Origin of the sequence: Pseudomonas sp. VS40 (genome assembly GCF_018587885.1) — a bacterium.
In the GTDB taxonomy this organism is placed as follows: Bacteria; Pseudomonadota; Gammaproteobacteria; order Pseudomonadales; family Pseudomonadaceae; genus Aquipseudomonas; species Aquipseudomonas pergaminensis.
Genome location: NZ_JAGYWD010000008.1, coordinates 238,062 through 256,913, shown reverse-complemented (window position 1 = coordinate 256,913; position 18,852 = coordinate 238,062). Strand labels below are relative to the sequence as shown.

Genomic DNA, 18,852 nt, shown 5'->3' with positions numbered 1-18,852 from the left:
CTCGTATTGACTGGACCGCCGCTATCGCAGGCAAGCCAGCGCCCACATTTTGAAATGCATTCCAAATGTGGGAGCTGGCTTGCCTGCGATAGCGGTAGACGCGTCAACACAAAACCTCCAGACGAAAAAAAGCCCCGCATCTGCGAGGCTCTTTATTCCATCTACCGATCAGCTACCTTTGACAGCCTTACCGTCAACCGTACCGTCCTGCAACATGATGTTGTATTCCTTGCCATCGGTTTCCACCTGGCGCAGGGCAACCAAGATGCCGCCTTGGTCCTTGGCAAACCACATCTGGGTAATACGCTTGCTTTGTGTCGGATCACGCACGCGCTCGACCTTGATCGCATCAATGGAACCGACCTTGGTCTGGACTTTTTCCGGGCCGATCACACGGAAGTCGTAAGTGTCGACATCGGTGCCTTCGACCACGTTGTAGCTCATGCTCTTTTTGCCGGCAGCCACGTCGCGCTGCAGGGCCAACTGGTAGGTCGACTTGTCGAGCATGCCGCTTTGCAGGGCCACGTTGACGGCGTCTTTGTTTTCAAAGCCGGTGACTTTCTTCGCGGTCTGGTCGAAGTCCAGGTTGATCTTCTTCGCCTTGCCCAGGCCACCGCGTTCGAAGGTGTAGCTCTTCGGTTGCAGGGTGTCCTTGTCAAACTGGATCACGCTGGTTTCGGTCAGGCTGGCGATCATCATGGAAGCCTTGAAGTTCAAGGTCCAGGAGCCATCGCTATTCTTGGCCAGGCTGCGTTCAGCCGAGCCACTCATGGGCAACTGTTTCCAGTCGGCGGTGTAGCTTACGGAGAAAGGGTGAAGGTCTGCTGCTTGCACGGCAGGCAAGGCGAACAGCGCAAAAGCGAAGAGCAGGGCGCGACGCATAAAATCTCCTAGGTTCGAATCAAGTGGCCGCTGGCCGCAAGTAACTGACCGTCCAATAATGCACCCTGGTCACCGAGAATCAACCGCCCCTCGGCAAACCAGCGAACCGCCAGCGGGTAAATCCTGTGTTCCTGGGTGTGAACCCGTTGCGCAAGGCTCTGCGCCGAGTCGTCAGACTCTACCGGAACCACTGCCTGTACGACCAGAGGCCCGCCATCGAGTTCCTCGGTGACAAAGTGCACGCTGCAGCCATGCTCGCTGTCGCCGGCGTCGAGCGCACGCTGGTGCGTGTGCATGCCTTTGTACTTGGGCAGCAGGGAAGGGTGGATGTTGAGCAAGCGCCCTTCGTAATGCCGCACGAAATCAGCGCTGAGGATGCGCATGAAGCCGGCGAGTACCACGAGTTTGGGGTTGAAGGCGTCGATCAGTTCGATCAGGGCGCTGTCGAAGGCTTCGCGGCCGTCGAATGCCTTGTGGTCCAGGGAGCGGGTGTCGATACCTGCGTCCCTGGCGCGTTGCAGGCCGTAGGCGTCGCTGCGGTTGGAGATCACCGCAGCGATGCGCACCGGGCTGTCGCCGGTGCGCGTGCTGTCGATCAAGGCCTGCAAGTTGCTGCCGGTGCCGGAAAGCAGCACCACGACATCACAGGTCTGAGACATCAATGAGCCTTGAGGTTCTTCAGTTCAACCTGGGCCGCGCCTTCCGGAGCGGTTGCGATCTGGCCAATGACCCAAGGCTGCTCGCCGGCTTCACGCAGGACGTTCAGCGCGGTTTCAACATGCTCCTGAGCCACGCAGATGACCATGCCGACGCCGCAGTTCAGCACGCGGTGCATTTCGGTTTCGTCGACGTTGCCTTTCTCTTGCAGCCAGTCGAATACTGCCGGACGCTGCCAACTGGCCACGTCAACGATGGCCTGGGCGCCTTTTGGCAGCACGCGCGGGATGTTGTCCAGCAGGCCACCACCGGTGATGTGGGCCATGGCCTTGACGGCGCCAGTGTCCTTGATCAGCTTGAGCAGTGGCTTGACGTAGATGCGGGTCGGGGCCATCAGCAGGTCGGTCAGCGGCTTGCCGTCGAGCTGGGTGTTCTCGATCTCGGCGCCGGATACTTCGATGATCTTGCGGATCAGCGAGTAACCGTTGGAGTGCGGGCCGGAAGAGGGCAGGGCCAGCAGGGCGTCACCGGCGGCAACCTTGGAGCCGTCGATGATTTCGGCTTTTTCCACGACGCCGACGCAGAAGCCGGCCAGGTCGTAGTCTTCGCCCTCGTACATGCCTGGCATTTCAGCGGTTTCGCCGCCGACCAGGGAGCAACCCGACAGTTCGCAGCCAGCGCCGATGCCGGTGACCACTTGTGCAGCGGTGTCCACGTTCAGCTTGCCGGTAGCGTAGTAGTCGAGGAAGAACAACGGCTCGGCGCCGCATACCACCAGGTCGTTGACGCACATGGCGACCAGGTCGATGCCGATGGTGTCGTGCTTGTTCAGGTTCAGTGCCAGGCGCAGCTTGGTGCCTACACCGTCGGTGCCGGACACCAGGACAGGCTGCTTGTAGCCGGCCGGGATTTCGCAGAGGGCGCCAAAACCGCCCAGGCCGCCCATGACTTCGGGGCGCGCAGTGCGCTTGGCGACGCTCTTGATGCGTTCGACCAATGCTTCACCGGCGTCGATGTCTACACCGGCGTCCTTGTAGCTCAGGGAGGGTTGCTTGCTCATGATCCAGGCCTTTAGGGGGGATTCAGGGGTAACGACCGAGCGGGCAGGCGCTTTTGGTAAAAGCCCCAGCCGTTGACGGTCTGCGAAGGCGCGCGATTTTATCAGGCTTGAGGGGCAGCGGCCATCCTCGGGCCGACGGGCAGGGCCATATAGGCAAAAAAAGCCGGTTAAAAAAATGCTAATCGGCTCGGCTTTGGCGCGTATTAAGGTATAGCCTTTAACCCGCTATCGTTATGACAGTACAAAAACTGCCAAGACCCTGTGAATGTTTTGCCGGTGCCTGTGGTCACAGCCTTGCCAAACCGAGTTCACGCGGTCTGTTCCAACCGCTAAATTTGTCGTTCGGGAATCTTCCATGCGTCTGTGTAAATTCTTCTTTGTAGGCTGCTTGTCGTTGGTCAGCCTGGCGAGTCATGCCGAAACCCTCAATGGCCTTTATCAAGTACTTGAACCTGTCAGCAGCCAATCGCCGCAAGAGCGCGACCAGGCCACCCAGCGAGCCGTGCAGACCCTGGTGATCCGCCTGACCGGCGACGCCAAGGCCGCCGACGGCCCGGGGCTGGCAGCAGTGCGCAAAGACCCACAACAAATCATCAGCCAATACGGCTACGACGCCGGCCCGCCGGAAAGCCTGCAAGTGGATTTCGACCCGGTGAGTACTGACCGCGCGCTGCGTGAAGCGGGCCTGTCAATCTGGGGCAGCAACCGCCCATCGATCCTCGGCTGGTGGCTGAACGACTCCACGGAAGGCAGCAGCCTGGTGGGGGATGGCCAAACCGTCGCCCAGGCGCTGCGTCGAGCGGCGCAACACCGTGGCTTGCCGTTGCGTCTGCCGCTGGGGGACCTGAATGAGCAGGTGGTGGCCACCGCGCCGAATCTGGAAAGCGCCGACGCCACGCCACTGCGCGCCGCCTCCGAGCGCTACGGCGCCGATGCCTTGCTGGCCGTGCATGCGCGCCAGGAAGGCAGCCAATGGCAAGCCAAATGGCGCCTGTGGCTGGGTGACAAGAGCGAGCAGGGCACCGCCCAAGGGGCTGACACCGGCGCCGTGGCCGATGCGGTGATGCTGGCGGTCAGTCAGAAATTGGCCCCGCGGTTTGCCGTCAAGCCTGGCGTGAGCACTGAGCAACTGCTCGAAGTGCAAGGCATGACCCTGGAGCGCTATGCCGCGCTGGGTCATCTGCTGGAGCCTTTTGGTGGTCAGCCTCAATTAGTGGATGGCAATCGGATTGTGTATCGCGTCAACGGCAGTGCCGATCAATTGCGCACCCAGTTGAGCCTGGCCAAGCTGCAGGAAATTCCTGCGGGCGAGGCGCCGGTCCAGCAACCGGTAGCAGAGGGTGCCCAGCCGGCTGCGGCACCCGAGCCTCAGGCGCAGCTGCGTTTTCGTTGGTAAACAGTTTCTTTCTATATAGAAGCACATGACAGATGGAGTGGTTTATGGCGGATACGCGTCGTTGGGTGTGGCTTGGCGGGATTGCCCTGCTGTGCGTTTTTGTGTTCTTGCTGCATTCGATCCTGACGCCGTTCCTGGTCGCATTGCTGCTGGCCTACCTGTTCGATCCCGTGGTGGATCGCCTGGAGAAAGCCGGGCTTTCGCGAACCTGGGGCGTGGTGGCGGTCTTCGCGCTGTTTACCCTGATCATCACGGCCTTGGTGTTGGTGCTGGTTCCGATGCTGGCCAAGCAGCTGTTCCGCCTTTATGAGTTGGCGCCGCAGATGCTCGATTGGTTGCAACACACGGCGATGCCATGGGCCCAGGCCAAACTGGGTCTGGCAGATGGCTTCTGGAAGTTCGATAAGGTCAAGGCCGCCATCAGCGAACACATGGGCCAGACCACCGATATCGTCGGGGTGATCCTCAGCCAGGCAACAGCGTCGAGCCTGGCGCTGATCGGCTGGTTGACCAACCTGGTGCTGATCCCGGTAGTGGCGTTCTACCTGCTGCGCGACTGGGACATCATGATGGCCAAGATCCGCAGCCTGCTGCCGCGCAACCGTGAGGAGCGCATCGTCTCGCTGGCTGAAGAATGCCATGAGGTGCTCGGGGCATTCGTGCGCGGGCAGTTGCTGGTGATGCTGGCCCTGGGGATCATCTACGCTGCTGGCCTGATGGCTATCGGCCTGGAACTGGGCCTGTTGATCGGCCTGATCGCCGGTCTCGCAGCGATCGTGCCGTACATGGGGTTTGTGATTGGTATCGGCGCGGCGTTGGTGGCGGGGCTGTTCCAGTTTGGCGGCGACCTGTACCCGATGCTGGGGATTGTGGCGGTGTTCATGGTCGGCCAGGCCCTGGAAGGCATGGTGCTGACGCCGTTGCTGGTAGGCGATCGGATCGGCCTGCACCCGGTGGCGGTGATCTTTGCGATCCTGGCGGGCGGCGAGCTGTTTGGCTTCACCGGTATCCTGCTGGCGCTGCCGGTAGCGGCGGTGATCATGGTGCTGGTGCGCCACGTGCATGATCTGTACAAGGATTCGGATGCGTATACGGGGGTTGAAGACCCCGACCTGTAACCGTTTCTTCACAAACCCGGCCCAGGCCGGGTTTGTCATTTGTGCAGGTGGGCCGTCAAACAATCTGCACAAATCCAACAAGTTAACGCAAACCTTTGATTTTGCTTGGGGTCTGTTGCATTGTGCGCCCGGCGTCACGGGTATAAACTTTGCAAACTTTACACAGAGGCCACTAACGGTTCGATTGGAGCCGTTCAGTCAGCATGAAACCGATTCAGCTGCCCTTGGGTGTGCGTCTGCGTGATGACGCCACCTTTATCAACTACTACCCAGGCGCCAATGCCGCTGCACTCGGCTATGTCGAGCGGCTTTGCGAAGCCGACGCCGGGTGGACCGAAAGCCTGATCTATCTATGGGGCAAGCACGGCGTAGGGCGTACCCACCTGTTGCAGGCCGCGTGCCTGCGTTTCGAGCAGATGGGCGAACCGGCGGTATACCTGCCGTTGGCGGAATTGATGGATCGCGGTATCGGCATCTTTGACCACCTCGAGCAATACGAGTTGGTGTGCCTTGACGACCTGCAGGCAATTGCCGGCAAGGCGGACTGGGAAGAAGCATTGTTTCACCTGTTCAACCGCTTGCGTGACAGCGGCCGGCGCCTGCTGATTGCCGCGTCGACTTCGCCACGTGAGCTGCCGATCAAGCTGGCCGACCTCAAGTCGCGGCTGACCCTGGCGCTGATCTTCCAGATGCGCCCGCTCTCCGACGAAGACAAATTGCGCGCTTTGCAACTGCGCGCCTCACGTCGCGGCCTGCACCTCACCGACGAAGTCGGGCATTTTATTCTCACCCGTGGCACGCGCAGCATGAGCGCGTTGTTCGATTTGCTCGAACAACTCGACCAGGCGTCTTTGCAGGCCCAGCGCAAGCTGACCATCCCCTTCCTGAAAGAAACCCTCGGCTGGTAGCCAGCCCACTGTTTTCGCGGCTTTCGGCAAATTCCAGGCGCCAGAAAACATGCGTTTTAGCCGGTTTGGCCACGCAAAAGGCAGGTACAGGGTGTTAAGGGCTTAGATGTCATAGTCCAAACAAGAAGTCACATAGATCACGATTGAATTTGCAAATCGATGTGATAGTGGGCATAGTCTCGACTTCTTTACATATCAGCCACGGTCGTGCCCATGCTAAATCGCTTCGCACCCCTCGTGCCTCTCGCACTCGTTACCCTGTTGTTTGGTTGCGCCTCCCACCCTCAGCAGGTGGCAGAACAGCAAAAAACACAGGTTCAAAATCAGGCAAAATTCGTTGCTGCACAGTCTGCCTCTGTTTACGAAGAAGAAGTGGCAACTGAAAAAGAGCTGGCCAACTTCTCTGGCAGCAAGCCTTACCAGCTTCCAGTTCTGGCCGACAGCATCCTCGAACGCGGCATGTCCCTGATCGGTACCCGTTACCGTTTCGGCGGTACCTCTGAAGCCGGCTTCGACTGCAGCGGCTTCATCGGCTATCTGTTTCGTGAAGAAGCTGGCATGAACTTGCCACGCTCCACTCGCGAAATGATCAACGTGAATGCACCGTTGGTCGCGCGCAACAACCTCAAGCCGGGTGATCTGCTTTTCTTCAGTACTGCAGGCCGTGGTCGCGTCAGCCATGCCGGTATCTACCTGGGCGATAACCAGTTTATCCACTCCAGCAGCCGTCGCAGTGGCGGTGTTCGAGTCGACAACCTGGGTGACAGCTACTGGAGCAAAACCTTCATCGAAGCCAAGCGCGCACTCGCCATGGCCCCGACTACGGTTACCGCTAGCAAGTAAACTTAAAGTGATACTTGAAGTTTGACGTGTAAGCGCTAGAATCCCTGGATATTGTTGTAATCCGTTCGCGCGAGCTTTGCTTGCGCGTTCTGGTTTTCAGCGTTCGGCAGCGAAAGCCGCATCCAGACCAGGATTGTTCTGCACATGTCGACCTCGGCCCGCCTTATTCTCATTGTTTGCGCCGCGCTGCTCAGCGCCTGCGCAAGTCGTCCACCGCCTCCCGCTCCTGTAGCGGTGAAACCCAAGCCGGTGTTCAATTATTCCACCCAGAATTTTTCGCCTGCGGCCGAAGATGTGCTCTTCCGCGCGCTGGGCCTGGTCGGCACGCCTTACCGTTGGGGCGGCAACACGCCGGACTCCGGCTTTGATTGCAGCGGCCTGATCGGTTTTGTCTTCCGCGATGCGGCGGGGATCTCCCTGCCGCGTACCACCCGCGAACTGATCGTGATGCGCGCGCAGGATGTCAGCGAGCAAAACCTGCAGACCGGCGACCTGCTGTTCTTCGCCACCGGTGGTGGTTCCCAGGTCAGCCACGCCGGGATCTACGTGGGGGAGGGCCGCTTCGTGCACGCGCCGCAAACCGGCGGTACGGTCAAGCTGGATACCCTGTCCAAGGCGTATTGGCAGAATGCCTACCTGAGCGCCAAGCGCGTGCTGCCAGGAAACCTGGCGCGCAACCCCTGACATATCGCCGTGTAGGAGCCGGCTTGCCGGCGATGAGGCCCTGTATGCCGCCATCGCCGGCAAGCCGGCTCCTACCGTTTATTTAGCGGCCGACACGCGCCACACCTTGTTCCCCACATCATCGGCCACCAGCAAATCCCCCTGCTGATCAATCACCACGCCTACCGGCCGGCCCATGGCTTTCTCATCCTTGTCGAGGAACCCCGTCAGCACATCGACCGGCTGTCCTTTGGGTTGCCCGCCCTCGAACGGCACAAAGATCACCTTGTAGCCACTGTGCGGCTTGCGATTCCACGAACCATGCTGGCCGATAAATGCGCCGTTGCTGAACTGCGCCGGAAGTTTGCTGCCCTCGGCAAACGTCAGCCCCAAGGACGCCGTGTGCGGGCCTACTGCGTAGTCGGGTGCAATTGCCTTGGCCACCAGGTCCAGATTCTGCGGTGAAACGCGCACATCGACATGCTGGCCGTAGTAGCTGAATGGCCAGCCATAGAAGGCGCCATCCTTGACCGAGGTGATGTAGTCCGGCACCAGGTCGCTGCCGATCTCGTCGCGCTCATTCACCGCCGTCCACAGCTTGCCGCTCTGGGGTTCCCAGGCCATGCCGTTGGGGTTGCGCAGGCCGGAGGCGAAGATGCGGTGCTCGCCGCTGGCGCGGTCTACTTCCCAGATCGCTGCCCGACCCTCTTCCGCTTCGAGGCCGTTTTCCCCCACATTGCTGTTGGAGCCGACGCTGACGTACAGCTTGCTGCCGTCCTTGCTGGCCACTACGTTCTTGGTCCAGTGGTGGTTGATGCTGCCGCCCGGCAGGTCGACGACCTTGGTGCCGGCTTGCTTGATCGCGGTTTCACCCGGTTGATAGGGAAAGCGCAGCAACTTGTCCGAGTCGGCCACGTACAGGTCGTTGCCGACCAGTGCCATGCCAAACGGTGAATTGAGATTTTCGAGGAACACCGTGCGGGTTTCCGCGACGCCATCGTGGTCGGCGTCACGCAGCAGCGTGATGCGATTCGGGCTTGGCACACCGGCACCGGCGCGGCCCATGACTTTTTCCATGACCCAGCCACGAATGCCTTTGGCGTCATCCGGTTTGGGCGGCGCATTGGTTTCCGCCACCAGCACGTCACCATTGGGCAGCACATACAGCCAGCGCGGGTGGTCCAGGCCGTCGGCAAAGGCCGCCACCTGGGTGCCAGCGGCGGCGGTGGGCTTCGCGCCTTCGGGCCAGCCGATGGCCGGCGCGATATTCACGGTGGGGATCAGCGTCTTGTTCGGTTCCGGCAGCTTGGGCGAGGGGCCGGTGCCGTCGGAGACCTGGAGGGTGGAGCTTTCACCACAGGCGGCGAGGGTGCCGGCGACCATGATGAGTAGGGCGAGTCTGGTTTTATGCATGGTGTTCTCCTTGATACCTGTAAGGGTAGAGGAGGGCGGCAGTGCGATGGTTCAAGTGCAAGGCCAGCTTTAATTGACGCTCCACCCCCAACCCACTAACCTTCGCCGCTTGTTCCAGGTGCTCTGTGACCCATGGGTCGACGGAGTGAAACAGGGAAGCCGGTGAGTGAGCGCACTTGTACACAGTGCTGCCGCGATTCCGGCGCTGCCCCCGCAACGGTAAATGAGTCAAGACGGCGCCTTTTGCCACTGTATCGCGAGCGATATGGGAAGGCGCGCCGTCGGCCTGCCTGCTCGACAAGAGCAAGCGTCACTCATGAGCCCGGAGACCGGCCTGAAACATCCAACAGCATCACGGTGGGCGATGCTTGGCTGTCTTTTTTCTTTTTTCCTGCCCGCCGTTTTTGTCCAGCCCCAACGGAGAGCTGCCATGACCGATTCCCCCGACCGCGACGAACGCCACCTGGCGCGCATGCTGCGCAAAAAAGCCGTGATCGACGAGCGCATCGCCAACTCCCCCAACGAATGTGGCTTGCTGCTGGTATTGACCGGCAACGGCAAAGGCAAGAGCAGCTCCGCGTTCGGCATGCTGGCCCGGGCCATGGGCCACGGCATGCAGTGCGGCGTGGTGCAATTCATCAAGGGGCGCAACAGCACTGGCGAAGAGTTGTTCTTCCGCCGCTTCCCCGAGCAAGTGCGCTTCCATGTGATGGGTGAAGGTTTCACTTGGGAGACCCAGGACCGCCAGCGCGATATCGCTGCCGCCGAAGCCGCCTGGGCGGTTTCCCGTGAATTGCTGCAAGACCCGGCCATCGGCCTGGTGGTGCTCGACGAGTTGAACATCGCCCTCAAGCACGGCTACCTCGATTTGGACCAGGTTCTCAGCGACCTGCAAGCCCGCCCGCCGATGCAACATGTGGTGGTCACCGGTCGGGGTGCCAAGCCTGAATTGATCGAAATGGGCGACACCGTCACCGAAATGGGCATGCTCAAGCACGCGTTTCAGGCTGGCATCAAGGCACAGAAGGGCGTCGAACTTTGAATCAGCCCCGTCATTGCCCGGCTGTCCTGATTGCCGCACCGGCGTCCGGCCAGGGCAAAACCACCGTCACCGCCGCACTGGCGCGGCTGCACCGCAACCTGGGGCGCAAGGTGCGCGTGTTCAAATGCGGCCCGGACTTCCTTGATCCGATGATCCACGAGCGTGCCAGCGGTGCGCCGGTTTACCAATTGGACATGTGGATGGTCGGCGAACAGGAAAGTCGCCGCCTGCTGTGGGAAGCGGCGGGGGAGGCGGACCTGATCCTGATCGAAGGCGTGATGGGCCTGTTCGACGGTACACCGTCCAGCGCCGACCTGGCCCGACACTTCGGCGTGCCGGTGCTGGGTGTGATCGACGGCACGGCCATGGCGCAGACGTTCGGCGCCTTGGCGTTGGGCTTGGCGCGTTATCAGCCGGATTTGCCATTCGCTGGCGTACTGGCCAATCGCGTCGGCACCCTGCGCCATGCGCAATTGCTGGAAGGCAGCCTCACCGAAGGCCTGCGCTGGTACGGCGCCTTGTCCCGCGAGACCGGTATCGAATTACCCAGTCGTCACCTCGGCCTGGTGCAGGCCAGCGAACTGAATGACCTCGATGCGCGCCTGGACGCGGCTGCCCAAGCGTTGGGCAGCAGTTGCGAAGTGGCGTTGCCGCCACCGGTGACCTTTGCCGCGCCGCAAGTGATCGACGCCGAGCCATTGCTCAAGGGCGTGCGCATCGCCGTGGCGCGTGACGAAGCCTTCGCCTTTACCTACGGCGCGAGCCTCGACCTGCTGCGGGCAATGGGCGCCGAATTGAGCTTCTTCTCGCCGATCCATGACCGCGAATTGCCTGACGCCGACAGTCTTTATCTGCCTGGTGGCTACCCTGAATTGCACCACCAGGCGCTGTCGCAAAACACCTCGATGCTCGACGCTATCCGTGCCCACCACGCGGCCGGCAAACCCTTGCTCGCCGAGTGCGGTGGCATGCTCTACCTGCTCGACTCGCTGACCGATGTCGACGGCACCCGCGCCGAACTGGTTGGCCTGTTGCAGGGCGATGCCGTGATGCAAAAGAAACTCGCGGCCCTGGCCCTGCAAAGCGTCGAATTGCCGGAAGGTAGGCTGCGCGGCCACACCTATCATCACTCCCTGACTAGCACCGAGTGGCAACCGATTGCCCGTGGCCTGAGCCCCAATGGCGGGCGCGGTGCCGAGGCGGTGTATCGACAGGGGCGGATGACCGCGTCCTATGTGCATTTTTATTTTCCGTCGAATCCGGCTGCGGTGGCCGCGTTGTTTGCGCCGCTCCGGGAGGCCGGCATCGCAGGCAAGCCAGCTCCCACATCGACAGTGTTAACAGACCAGCCGGTGGGAGGGGCGGTGCGACGATTCGACTTGCCCGCGAAGAGGCCATGACCGACAACGCCTTCCCCGAGGCCGACCGCCAAGCCGTCTACCGCGCCATTGCCGAACGCCGCGACATGCGCCACTTCAGCGGCGGCACTGTCGCCCCCGAATTGCTGCACCGTCTGCTCCAGGCCGCGCACCAGGCACCGAGTGTTGGCTTGATGCAACCGTGGCGTTTTATCCGTATCAGCGACCGTGCCTTGCGTGGCCAGATTCAACAACTGGTGGAGCAAGAGCGCATACGCACTGCCGAAGCCCTGGGCGAGCGCTCCGATGAGTTCATGAAGCTCAAGGTCGAAGGCATCCACGACTGCGCCGAAGTGCTGGTGGCGGCGTTGATGGATGACCGTGAGCGCCACATTTTCGGCCGGCGCACCTTGCCGGAAATGGACATGGCGTCGCTGTCCTGCGCGATCCAGAACCTGTGGCTGGCAGCCCGCGTCGAAGGCCTGGGCATGGGCTGGGTCTCGCTGTTCGAGCCCCAGGCGCTGGCCGACCTGCTGGGTTTGCCGCCGGGTGCCAAACCCCTGGCCGTACTGTGCCTGGGGCCGGTGGACGAGTTCTATCCGGCACCGATGTTGCAGCTCGAAGGCTGGACCGAGCCTCGGCCATTAAGTGACATGTTGTATGAGAATGTGTGGGGAGTGAGTCAATGAGTGTGGCCTTGCTGTGTGTCGCTGCCGTGGCGCTGGATGCGCTGCTGGGCGAGCCCAGGCGCTGGCATCCGCTGGTGGCGTTCGGCAATTTTGCCGGGCGCATCGAGCAACGTTTCAACAGCGGTGGTCGCGGCTGGCGCAGCCATGGTGTGACCGCGTGGGTTATCGCCGTGGTGCCGTTGACCCTGCTGGCCACGGCCTTGTCGTGGGCGCCGTATATCGGCTGGGTCCTGGAGATCCTGGCGTTGTACTGCGCCCTCGGCATGCGCAGCCTCGGCGAGCATGTGATGCCGGTGGCCCAGGCCCTGCGCAGCGATGACCTGGAGGAAGCGCGCACGCGCGTGAGCTACCTGGTCAGCCGCCAGACCAGCGAGCTGGACCGCACCGAAGTCGCCCGCGCCGCCACCGAATCGGTGCTGGAAAACGGCAGCGATGCGGTATTCGCCGCGATTTTCTGGTTTGTGGTTGCCGGTGTGCCGGGCGTGGTGCTTTATCGCCTGAGCAACACCCTTGACGCCATGTGGGGGTATCGCAACGAACGCTTCGAGCGTTTCGGCTGGGCTGCGGCAAAAATCGACGATGTGCTGAACTACATTCCTGCACGTCTTGTGGCATTGACCTACGCGCTGCTGGGCAAGACGCGGCTGGCGCTTAAATGCTGGCGCACCCAGGGCCCGACCTGGGACAGCCCCAACGCCGGCCCTGTGATGGCTGCCGGTGCAGGTGCCCTGGGCGTGGAGCTGGGTGGTGCGGCGATCTATCACGGTGAAGTGCACCAGCGTCCGCAATTGGGCGAAGGCCCGGCGGCGGATGCCGATTCCATCGAGCGGGGCTGGCAACTGGTGCAGCGCGGCGTATGGTTGTGGCTGCTGATCCTATGTGCGGGGGCGCAATTCTATGCTTGAACACGGTGGCCGGCTGCGCAAGGCAGCGATTCAGTACGGGATAGCCGAGGCCGACTGGCTCGACCTGTCCAGCGGCCTCGCGCCTTGGCCTTGGCCGATCCCCGAGGTTCCCCTGCGCGCCTGGGCACGCCTGCCGGAAACCGACGACGGCCTGGAGCAGGCCGCCAGCGAGTATTACGGCGCTGCGCACCTGTTGCCGGTGCCCGGCTCCCAGGCGGCCATCCAGTTGCTGCCGCGCCTGCGCCGTGCCGGCAAGGTCGGCGTGCTGTCGCCGTGCTATGCCGAACACGCCGAAGCCTGGCGCCGCGCCGGTTACGTGGTGCGCGAAGTGCAGGAACAGGAAGTCGACTTCTTCCTTGATGGCCTCGACGTGCTGGTGGTGGTCAACCCCAACAACCCCACCGGCTTGAGCCTCAGCCCACAGCGCTTGCTGGATTGGCACTCGCGGTTGGCCCAGCGCGGCGGCTGGCTGGTGGTGGACGAAGCGTTCATGGACGTGACGCCCCAACTGAGCCTGGCGGGTCACGCGCATCAGGTCGGCCTGATCGTGTTGCGCTCGTTTGGCAAGTTTTTCGGTCTCGCCGGTGTGCGGCTGGGCTTCGTGTTGGCCGAGCGCAAGTTGCTCAAATTGCTCGCCGAACAGGTCGGGCCATGGGCGGTCAGCGGGCCGACGCGGGTGCTGGGCCAAGTGTGCCTGCGCGACACCGCCGGGCAAGCGCGGCAACGCGCACGATGCATCGAGGCGGGCCAGCGTCTGTTCGCTTCGCTTGAGCGCCATGGCTTTCAACCCCAGGGCGGCTGTGCCCTGTTCCAATGGCTGATCACGCCCCACGCCGAACGCATGCACGAATTCATGGCCCAGCGCGGCATCCTGCTGCGCCTGTTTGTCCACGACAGCAGCCTGCGCTTTGGCTTGCCCGATACCGAGGCCGACTGGCAGCGTCTCGACGCAGCCCTGGTCGCCTATAAGGAAGCGACATGAGTACGCTGATGGTGCAAGGCACCACCTCCGACGCCGGCAAGAGCACGCTGGTGACGGCACTGTGCCGCTGGCTGGTACGCCAGGGCGTGGCGGTGGCGCCGTTCAAGCCACAGAACATGGCGCTCAACAGCGCGGTGACGGCCGAAGGCGGCGAGATCGGCCGCGCCCAGGCGGTGCAGGCCCAGGCCGCCAACCTGGCGCCGCACACCGATATGAACCCGGTGCTGCTCAAACCCAACAGCGATACCGGCTCTCAAGTGATCATCCACGGCCGCGCCGTGACCAGCATGAACGCGGTGGCCTATCACGACTACAAAGCCATCGCGATGCAGGCGGTGCTGGCTTCCCATGCACGCTTGAGCCAGGCCTACCCGGTGGTGATGGTCGAAGGCGCGGGCTCCCCGGCGGAGATCAACCTGCGCGCCAACGACATCGCCAACATGGGCTTCGCCGAGGCGGTGGACTGCCCGGTGCTGTTGATCGCCGACATCAATCGTGGCGGCGTTTTTGCTCACTTGGTCGGCACCCTGGAATTGCTCTCGCCCACGGAACAGGCGCGGGTCAAAGGCTTTATCATCAACCGTTTTCGCGGTGACATCGCCTTATTGCAGCCAGGCCTGGACTGGCTGGAAGCGCGCACCGGCAAACCGGTGGTGGGCGTTCTGCCCTACGTGATGGACCTGCACCTGGAAGCCGAGGACGGCATCGACCAGCGCCAGATCGACAAGGCGGCGCAGGTGCTCAAGGTGGTGGTGCCGGTGTTGCCGCGTATCAGCAACCACACGGATTTCGACCCACTGCGCCTGCATCCCCAGGTGGATTTGCAGTTCGTTGGCCCTGGCCAGCCGATCCCGGCTGCCGACCTGATCATCCTCCCAGGCTCGAAAAGCGTGCGCAGCGACTTGGCCTATCTGCGCGCCAACGGTTGGGAAAGCGCCGTGGCGCGGCACTTGCGCTATGGCGGCAAGGTGCTCGGTATCTGTGGCGGCTTGCAGATGCTTGGCGAGCAGGTGCATGACCCGTTGGGCCTGGAAGGGCCTGCCGGCTCCAGTGATGGGCTGGGGTTGCTGGCGTTCAGCACCACGCTGGAGGAAGAGAAGCAACTGCGCAATGTGCGCGGGCGGTTGTTACTGGAGGATGTGCACGTCAGTGGTTATGAAATTCATGCGGGCGTGACGACCGGTGCTGCCTTGGCGAACGCCGCTGTTTTGCTGGACGACGGTCGCAGCGATGGCGCCCAGAGTGCTGATGGGCAGATTCTCGGCACCTACCTTCACGGCGTGTTCGAAACACCGGCGGCGTGCAGTGCCTTATTGCGCTGGGCTGGGTTGCAGGATGTGCAGGAGGTTGACTACCACGCCTTGCGCGAGCGCGATATCGAGCGCCTGGCAGACCTGGTGGAGAATCATTTGGATACTGAGTTGTTGCGCAATCTATGTGGGATTTGAGCGGGGGGACGTGGTCCTCGTGTGGGCGCGGGCTTGCCAGCGAAGGCGGCCATACAGCCGACCACTATTCAACGGACGCACCACGCCCAAAATGTGGGAGCGGGCTTGCTCGCGAACGCGGCCTTACGGTCAACCCATTTCAGCCAATCCAAGGTGCCATCCCATGCTTCAACTGATCCTCGGCGGCGCGCGCTCCGGTAAAAGTCGCCTGGCGGAGAAGCTCGCCAGCGACAGCGCCTTGCCAGTCACTTACATCGCCACCAGCCAACCGCTGGATGGCGAAATGAACGAGCGTGTCGCGCTGCATCGCCAACGTCGCCCTGACCATTGGGGCCTGATCGAAGAGCCGATTGAACTGGCTCGCGTGCTGCGGGACAACGCGGCCCCCGGGCAGTGTCTGCTGGTGGACTGCCTGACCCTGTGGCTGACCAATCTGCTGATGCTCGAAGACGCCGTGCGCTTGGCGTCCGAGCGCGATCAACTGCTGGACGCCCTGGCGTCGTTGTCGGGTGAAATCATTTTTGTCAGCAACGAGACCGGTCTGGGTGTCGTGCCGCTGGGCGAATTGACTCGCCGCTATGTGGATGAAGCCGGTTGGCTACATCAAGCCTTGGCCGAGCGTTGTCAGCGTGTTGTCCTGACCGTTGCCGGCCTGCCCCTGACTCTGAAAGGTACTGCGTTATGACTGACACCTGGTGGCTCAACCCTTGTAAGGCGATCGACGCTCAAGCGTACGAACAAGCCCTGGCGCGCCAGCAGCAATTGACCAAGCCGGCCGGCTCGCTCGGTCAGTTGGAGGCGCTGGCGGTGCAATTGGCTGGCTTGCAGGGCCAGGTCAAACCGTCGGTGGATTCACTGTGGATCGCCATCTTCGCCGGTGACCATGGCGTGGTCGCCGAAGGCGTGTCGGCGTTTCCCCAGGAAGTCACCGGGCAGATGCTGCAAAACTTTGTCTCCGGCGGCGCGGCCATCAGCGTATTGGCGCTGCAACTAGACGCGCAGCTGGAAGTGGTCGACCTGGGGACAGTAACGCCGTCCTTGAACCTGCCGGGTGTGCGTCACCTGAATATCGGTGCCGGCACCGCCAACTTCGTCAACGCTCCAGCGATGACCGAGGCCCAGGGGCAACTCGCCTTGCAGGCCGGTCGCGACAGTGCGCGACGTGCATTGGCGAACGGTGCGCAACTGTTCATCGGCGGTGAGATGGGCATCGGCAACACCACCGCCGCCAGTGCGCTGGCGTGTGCCTTGCTCGATTGCCAGGTCAGCGACCTCACGGGGCCGGGCACTGGGTTGAATGCCCAGGGTGTCAGCCACAAGGTGGCCGTGATCGAGCGTGCACTGGCGTTGCATGCCGGTCAGCGTGGGGATGCGTTGCAGACCCTGTTCAATCTGGGCGGCTTTGAGATTGCCGCCCTGGTGGGCGCGTATCTGGCGTGTGCCCAGGAAGGCATCGTGGTGCTGGTGGATGGGTTCATCTGCACGGTCGCGGCGTTGGTTGCTACACGTTTGAACCCGGCGTGCCGTGAGTGGCTGGTGTTCGGCCATCGCGGCGCCGAGCCTGGTCATCGCCATGTGCTGCAGCGCCTCGACGCGCAGCCGTTGCTGGAACTAGGCCTGCGCCTGGGTGAAGGCAGCGGTGCTGCGCTGGCGGTGCCGTTGTTGCGCCTGGCCTGCGCGCTGCACGGGCAGATGGCGACCTTCGCCGAAGCCGCCGTGGCAGATCGCCCGGCATGACCTTGCGCCTTGACCTGCTGCGCCACGGCGAAACCGAATTGGGGGGTGGCTTGCGTGGCAGCCTGGACGACGCACTCACCGCCAAGGGCTGGGCGCAGATGCGCGCGGCGGTGGTGGAGCAGGGGCCGTGGGACCGTTTGGTCAGTTCGCCACTGCAGCGTTGTGCGCGGTTTGCCGAGGCATTGGGCGCTCAGCTCAATCTGCCGGTGACACTGGAGAAGGACCTGCAAGAGCTGCACTTCGGCGCTTGGGAAGGCCAGAGTGCGGCAGCCTTGATGGAGACTGACGCTGAGAGCCTGGGGTTGTTCTGGGCCGATCCCTACAGCTTTACACCACCCGACGGCGAGCCTGTTAGCGCTTTTTCCGACCGCGTTCTGGGCGCAGTCGCACGCTTGCACCAGGCCTACGCCGGTGAGCGTGTGTTGCTGATCAGTCACGGTGGCGTGATGCGTCTTCTGCTGGCACAAGCGCGTGGCTTGCCCCGGGAGCAACTGTTGAATGTCGAAGTGGGCCACGGCGGGCTGTTCAGTGTGCAGGTCGCGGCGGACGGTGTCCTGAAGGAAAGGGTGTAGACATGCTGCCATTCTGGATTGCCCTGCAGTTTCTCAGCAGCCTGCCGATTCGCTTGCCGGGCATGCCGCAGCCTCAGGAATTGGGACGCTCGTTGCTGTTCTATCCCGTCGTCGGGCTGTTGTTCGGTGTGCTGTTGTGGGCCCTGAACACCGTCTTGATGGGGGCACCGTTGTTGCTGCACGCCGCACTGTTGCTGACGGCCTGGGTGTTGCTCAGTGGCGGTCTGCACCTGGACGGCCTGGCGGACAGCGCCGATGCCTGGCTGGGTGGCTTCGGCGACCGCGAGCGTACGCTCACGATCATGAAAGACCCGCGCAGCGGGCCGATTGCCGTGGTTACGCTGGGGTTGGTGCTGCTGCTCAAATTCACCGCGCTGGTGGCCTTGATCGAGCAACATAACGGCGCAGCGCTGATCCTGGCACCGCTGATTGGACGCGCGTCGATGCTGGCGTTGTTCCTCTGCACACGCTATGTGCGTGCCGGAGGATTGGGCCAGGCATTGTCGGACCATTTACCGAGGATTGTCGGCCAACAGGTACTGATCCTCTGTGGCCTGGCCTGCGTGCTGATCGGCGGTGTCAGCGGCGGGATGGCCGTATTGCTCGCGGCGATCTGCTTCATGGGCCTGCGCCAATTGATGGTCAATCGCCTGGGCGGTACCACGGGGGATACCGCAGGCGCCATGCTTGAACTGCTGGAAGTAGCGGTCGTGGTCGGTCTGGCGCTGTAACACTTTCTTGCATTTCCTTAATCGCGGGTATATACACGTTCCATGCTTGCCTCCCAATGTTTGTGTACCAACCTGCGACGTGCCGCCCGTGGCGTCAGCAGGCATTACGACGGCGCCCTTGATGGCTTCGGGATCAACGTCGCCCAGTATTCTCTGCTGTGCAACCTGCAGCGCCTCGACCAGCCAAGCATTTCCAGCCTGGCGGAAGCGATGGGCCTGGATCGCAGCACCTTGGGGCGCAACCTGCGGGTGCTGGAAGGCGAGGGCTTGGTGCAGTTGGTTGAGGGTGACGACCTGCGTAACCGCCTGGTGAAGTTGACCGAGGACGGTGAAGCGCGACTCGCCGCCGCATTACCCGCCTGGGAAGCGGCACAGCAGAAACTGATCGATCAACTCGGCGCGGAAAAACGCGAAACCTTGTTGGCCTTGCTAGACGAACTCGCCTGAG

Annotated in this window: 20 protein-coding genes and 1 riboswitch; of the genes, 16 read left to right on the top strand and 4 right to left on the bottom strand. The window is 62.4% G+C overall.

What is annotated here, in order from left to right; all coding sequences use genetic code 11:
- Positions 1–168 precede the first annotated feature (168 nt).
- The 3 genes from KHP07_RS23460 to purM are packed head-to-tail and all read right to left on the bottom strand — an operon-like array spanning position 169 to position 2,599.
- Positions 169–882 (bottom strand): DUF3108 domain-containing protein, encoded by a 714-nt coding sequence (locus tag KHP07_RS23460; protein WP_078049664.1) that lies wholly within the window; start codon positions 880–882, stop codon positions 169–171.
- 8 nt (positions 883–890) lie between these two features.
- Entirely contained in the window at positions 891–1,541 is a 651-nt protein-coding gene (gene purN / locus KHP07_RS23455) for a phosphoribosylglycinamide formyltransferase (RefSeq protein WP_078049663.1), read from the bottom strand.
- A complete protein-coding gene (gene purM / locus KHP07_RS23450; protein WP_010208661.1) occupies positions 1,541–2,599 on the bottom strand; it encodes a phosphoribosylformylglycinamidine cyclo-ligase in 1,059 nt (352 codons plus the stop codon). Before purM ends, purN begins: the two co-directional genes overlap by 1 nt.
- 355 nt (positions 2,600–2,954) lie before the next feature.
- Between purM and KHP07_RS23445 the strand changes: the two genes are divergently transcribed.
- The 5 genes from KHP07_RS23445 to KHP07_RS23425 all read left to right on the top strand — a co-directional run bounded on the left by KHP07_RS23445 (position 2,955) and on the right by KHP07_RS23425 (position 7,548).
- Positions 2,955–3,995, top strand: a complete 1,041-nt coding sequence (locus KHP07_RS23445) for a DUF2066 domain-containing protein (RefSeq protein WP_214498110.1) — start codon at positions 2,955–2,957, stop codon at positions 3,993–3,995.
- 44 nt (positions 3,996–4,039) lie between these two features.
- Positions 4,040–5,113 (top strand): AI-2E family transporter, encoded by a 1,074-nt coding sequence (locus KHP07_RS23440; protein ID WP_078049661.1) that lies wholly within the window; start codon positions 4,040–4,042, stop codon positions 5,111–5,113.
- A 203-nt stretch (positions 5,114–5,316) separates the two neighbouring features.
- Positions 5,317–6,021 carry a DnaA regulatory inactivator Hda gene (hda, locus tag KHP07_RS23435; RefSeq protein ID WP_025855817.1) on the top strand — a complete coding sequence of 235 codons (705 nt, stop codon included), beginning with the start codon at positions 5,317–5,319 and terminating at the stop codon, positions 6,019–6,021.
- Positions 6,022–6,234: 213 nt separating this feature from the next.
- A complete protein-coding gene (locus tag KHP07_RS23430; RefSeq protein WP_078049660.1) occupies positions 6,235–6,864 on the top strand; it encodes a C40 family peptidase in 630 nt (209 codons plus the stop codon).
- A gap of 144 nt (positions 6,865–7,008) precedes the next feature.
- Entirely contained in the window at positions 7,009–7,548 is a 540-nt protein-coding gene (locus KHP07_RS23425) for a C40 family peptidase (protein ID WP_025855819.1), read from the top strand.
- A gap of 78 nt (positions 7,549–7,626) precedes the next feature.
- On the opposite strand, the gene KHP07_RS23420 is transcribed toward KHP07_RS23425, so the two are convergent.
- Positions 7,627–8,940 (bottom strand): PQQ-dependent sugar dehydrogenase, encoded by a 1,314-nt coding sequence (locus KHP07_RS23420; RefSeq protein ID WP_078049659.1) that lies wholly within the window; start codon positions 8,938–8,940, stop codon positions 7,627–7,629.
- 99 nt (positions 8,941–9,039) lie between these two features.
- A riboswitch (cobalamin riboswitch) is annotated at positions 9,040–9,292 on the top strand.
- Positions 9,293–9,370: 78 nt separating this feature from the next.
- On the opposite strand from KHP07_RS23420, the gene cobO reads away from it, so the two are divergent.
- The 11 genes from cobO (at position 9,371) to KHP07_RS23365 (ending at position 18,851) form a co-directional block, all read left to right on the top strand.
- Positions 9,371–9,982, top strand: a complete 612-nt coding sequence (gene cobO, locus KHP07_RS23415; protein ID WP_025855821.1) for a cob(I)yrinic acid a,c-diamide adenosyltransferase — start codon at positions 9,371–9,373, stop codon at positions 9,980–9,982.
- Positions 9,979–11,382 carry a cobyrinic acid a,c-diamide synthase CobB gene (locus tag KHP07_RS23410; protein ID WP_214498109.1) on the top strand — a complete coding sequence of 468 codons (1,404 nt, stop codon included), beginning with the start codon at positions 9,979–9,981 and terminating at the stop codon, positions 11,380–11,382. Before cobO ends, KHP07_RS23410 begins: the two co-directional genes overlap by 4 nt.
- Entirely contained in the window at positions 11,379–12,029 is a 651-nt protein-coding gene (bluB, locus tag KHP07_RS23405) for a 5,6-dimethylbenzimidazole synthase (protein ID WP_099493551.1), read from the top strand. Before KHP07_RS23410 ends, bluB begins: the two co-directional genes overlap by 4 nt.
- On the top strand, positions 12,026–12,934 hold the full coding sequence (gene cbiB, locus KHP07_RS23400) for an adenosylcobinamide-phosphate synthase CbiB (protein ID WP_099493550.1): 909 nt from the start codon (positions 12,026–12,028) through the stop codon (positions 12,932–12,934). The genes bluB and cbiB overlap by 4 nt, the downstream gene beginning before the upstream one ends.
- Positions 12,927–13,916, top strand: a complete 990-nt coding sequence (cobD, locus tag KHP07_RS23395; RefSeq protein ID WP_078049655.1) for a threonine-phosphate decarboxylase CobD — start codon at positions 12,927–12,929, stop codon at positions 13,914–13,916. Before cbiB ends, cobD begins: the two co-directional genes overlap by 8 nt.
- A complete protein-coding gene (locus tag KHP07_RS23390) occupies positions 13,913–15,364 on the top strand; it encodes a cobyric acid synthase (RefSeq protein WP_214498108.1) in 1,452 nt (483 codons plus the stop codon). Before cobD ends, KHP07_RS23390 begins: the two co-directional genes overlap by 4 nt.
- 163 nt (positions 15,365–15,527) lie before the next feature.
- Entirely contained in the window at positions 15,528–16,049 is a 522-nt protein-coding gene (cobU, locus tag KHP07_RS23385; protein ID WP_214498107.1) for a bifunctional adenosylcobinamide kinase/adenosylcobinamide-phosphate guanylyltransferase, read from the top strand.
- A complete protein-coding gene (cobT, locus tag KHP07_RS23380) occupies positions 16,046–17,101 on the top strand; it encodes a nicotinate-nucleotide--dimethylbenzimidazole phosphoribosyltransferase (RefSeq protein WP_214498106.1) in 1,056 nt (351 codons plus the stop codon). The genes cobU and cobT overlap by 4 nt, the downstream gene beginning before the upstream one ends.
- Positions 17,098–17,673 (top strand): alpha-ribazole phosphatase family protein, encoded by a 576-nt coding sequence (gene cobC / locus KHP07_RS23375; protein ID WP_078049651.1) that lies wholly within the window; start codon positions 17,098–17,100, stop codon positions 17,671–17,673. The genes cobT and cobC overlap by 4 nt, the downstream gene beginning before the upstream one ends.
- Before the next feature lie 2 nt (positions 17,674–17,675).
- The gene (locus tag KHP07_RS23370) at positions 17,676–18,404 is read left to right on the top strand and encodes an adenosylcobinamide-GDP ribazoletransferase (RefSeq protein ID WP_214498105.1); all 729 of its coding nucleotides are present in this window, start codon (positions 17,676–17,678) and stop codon (positions 18,402–18,404) included.
- Between the two features lie 42 nt (positions 18,405–18,446).
- Entirely contained in the window at positions 18,447–18,851 is a 405-nt protein-coding gene (locus KHP07_RS23365; protein ID WP_034108018.1) for a MarR family winged helix-turn-helix transcriptional regulator, read from the top strand.
- The last annotated feature ends 1 nt before the right edge of the window (position 18,852 follow it).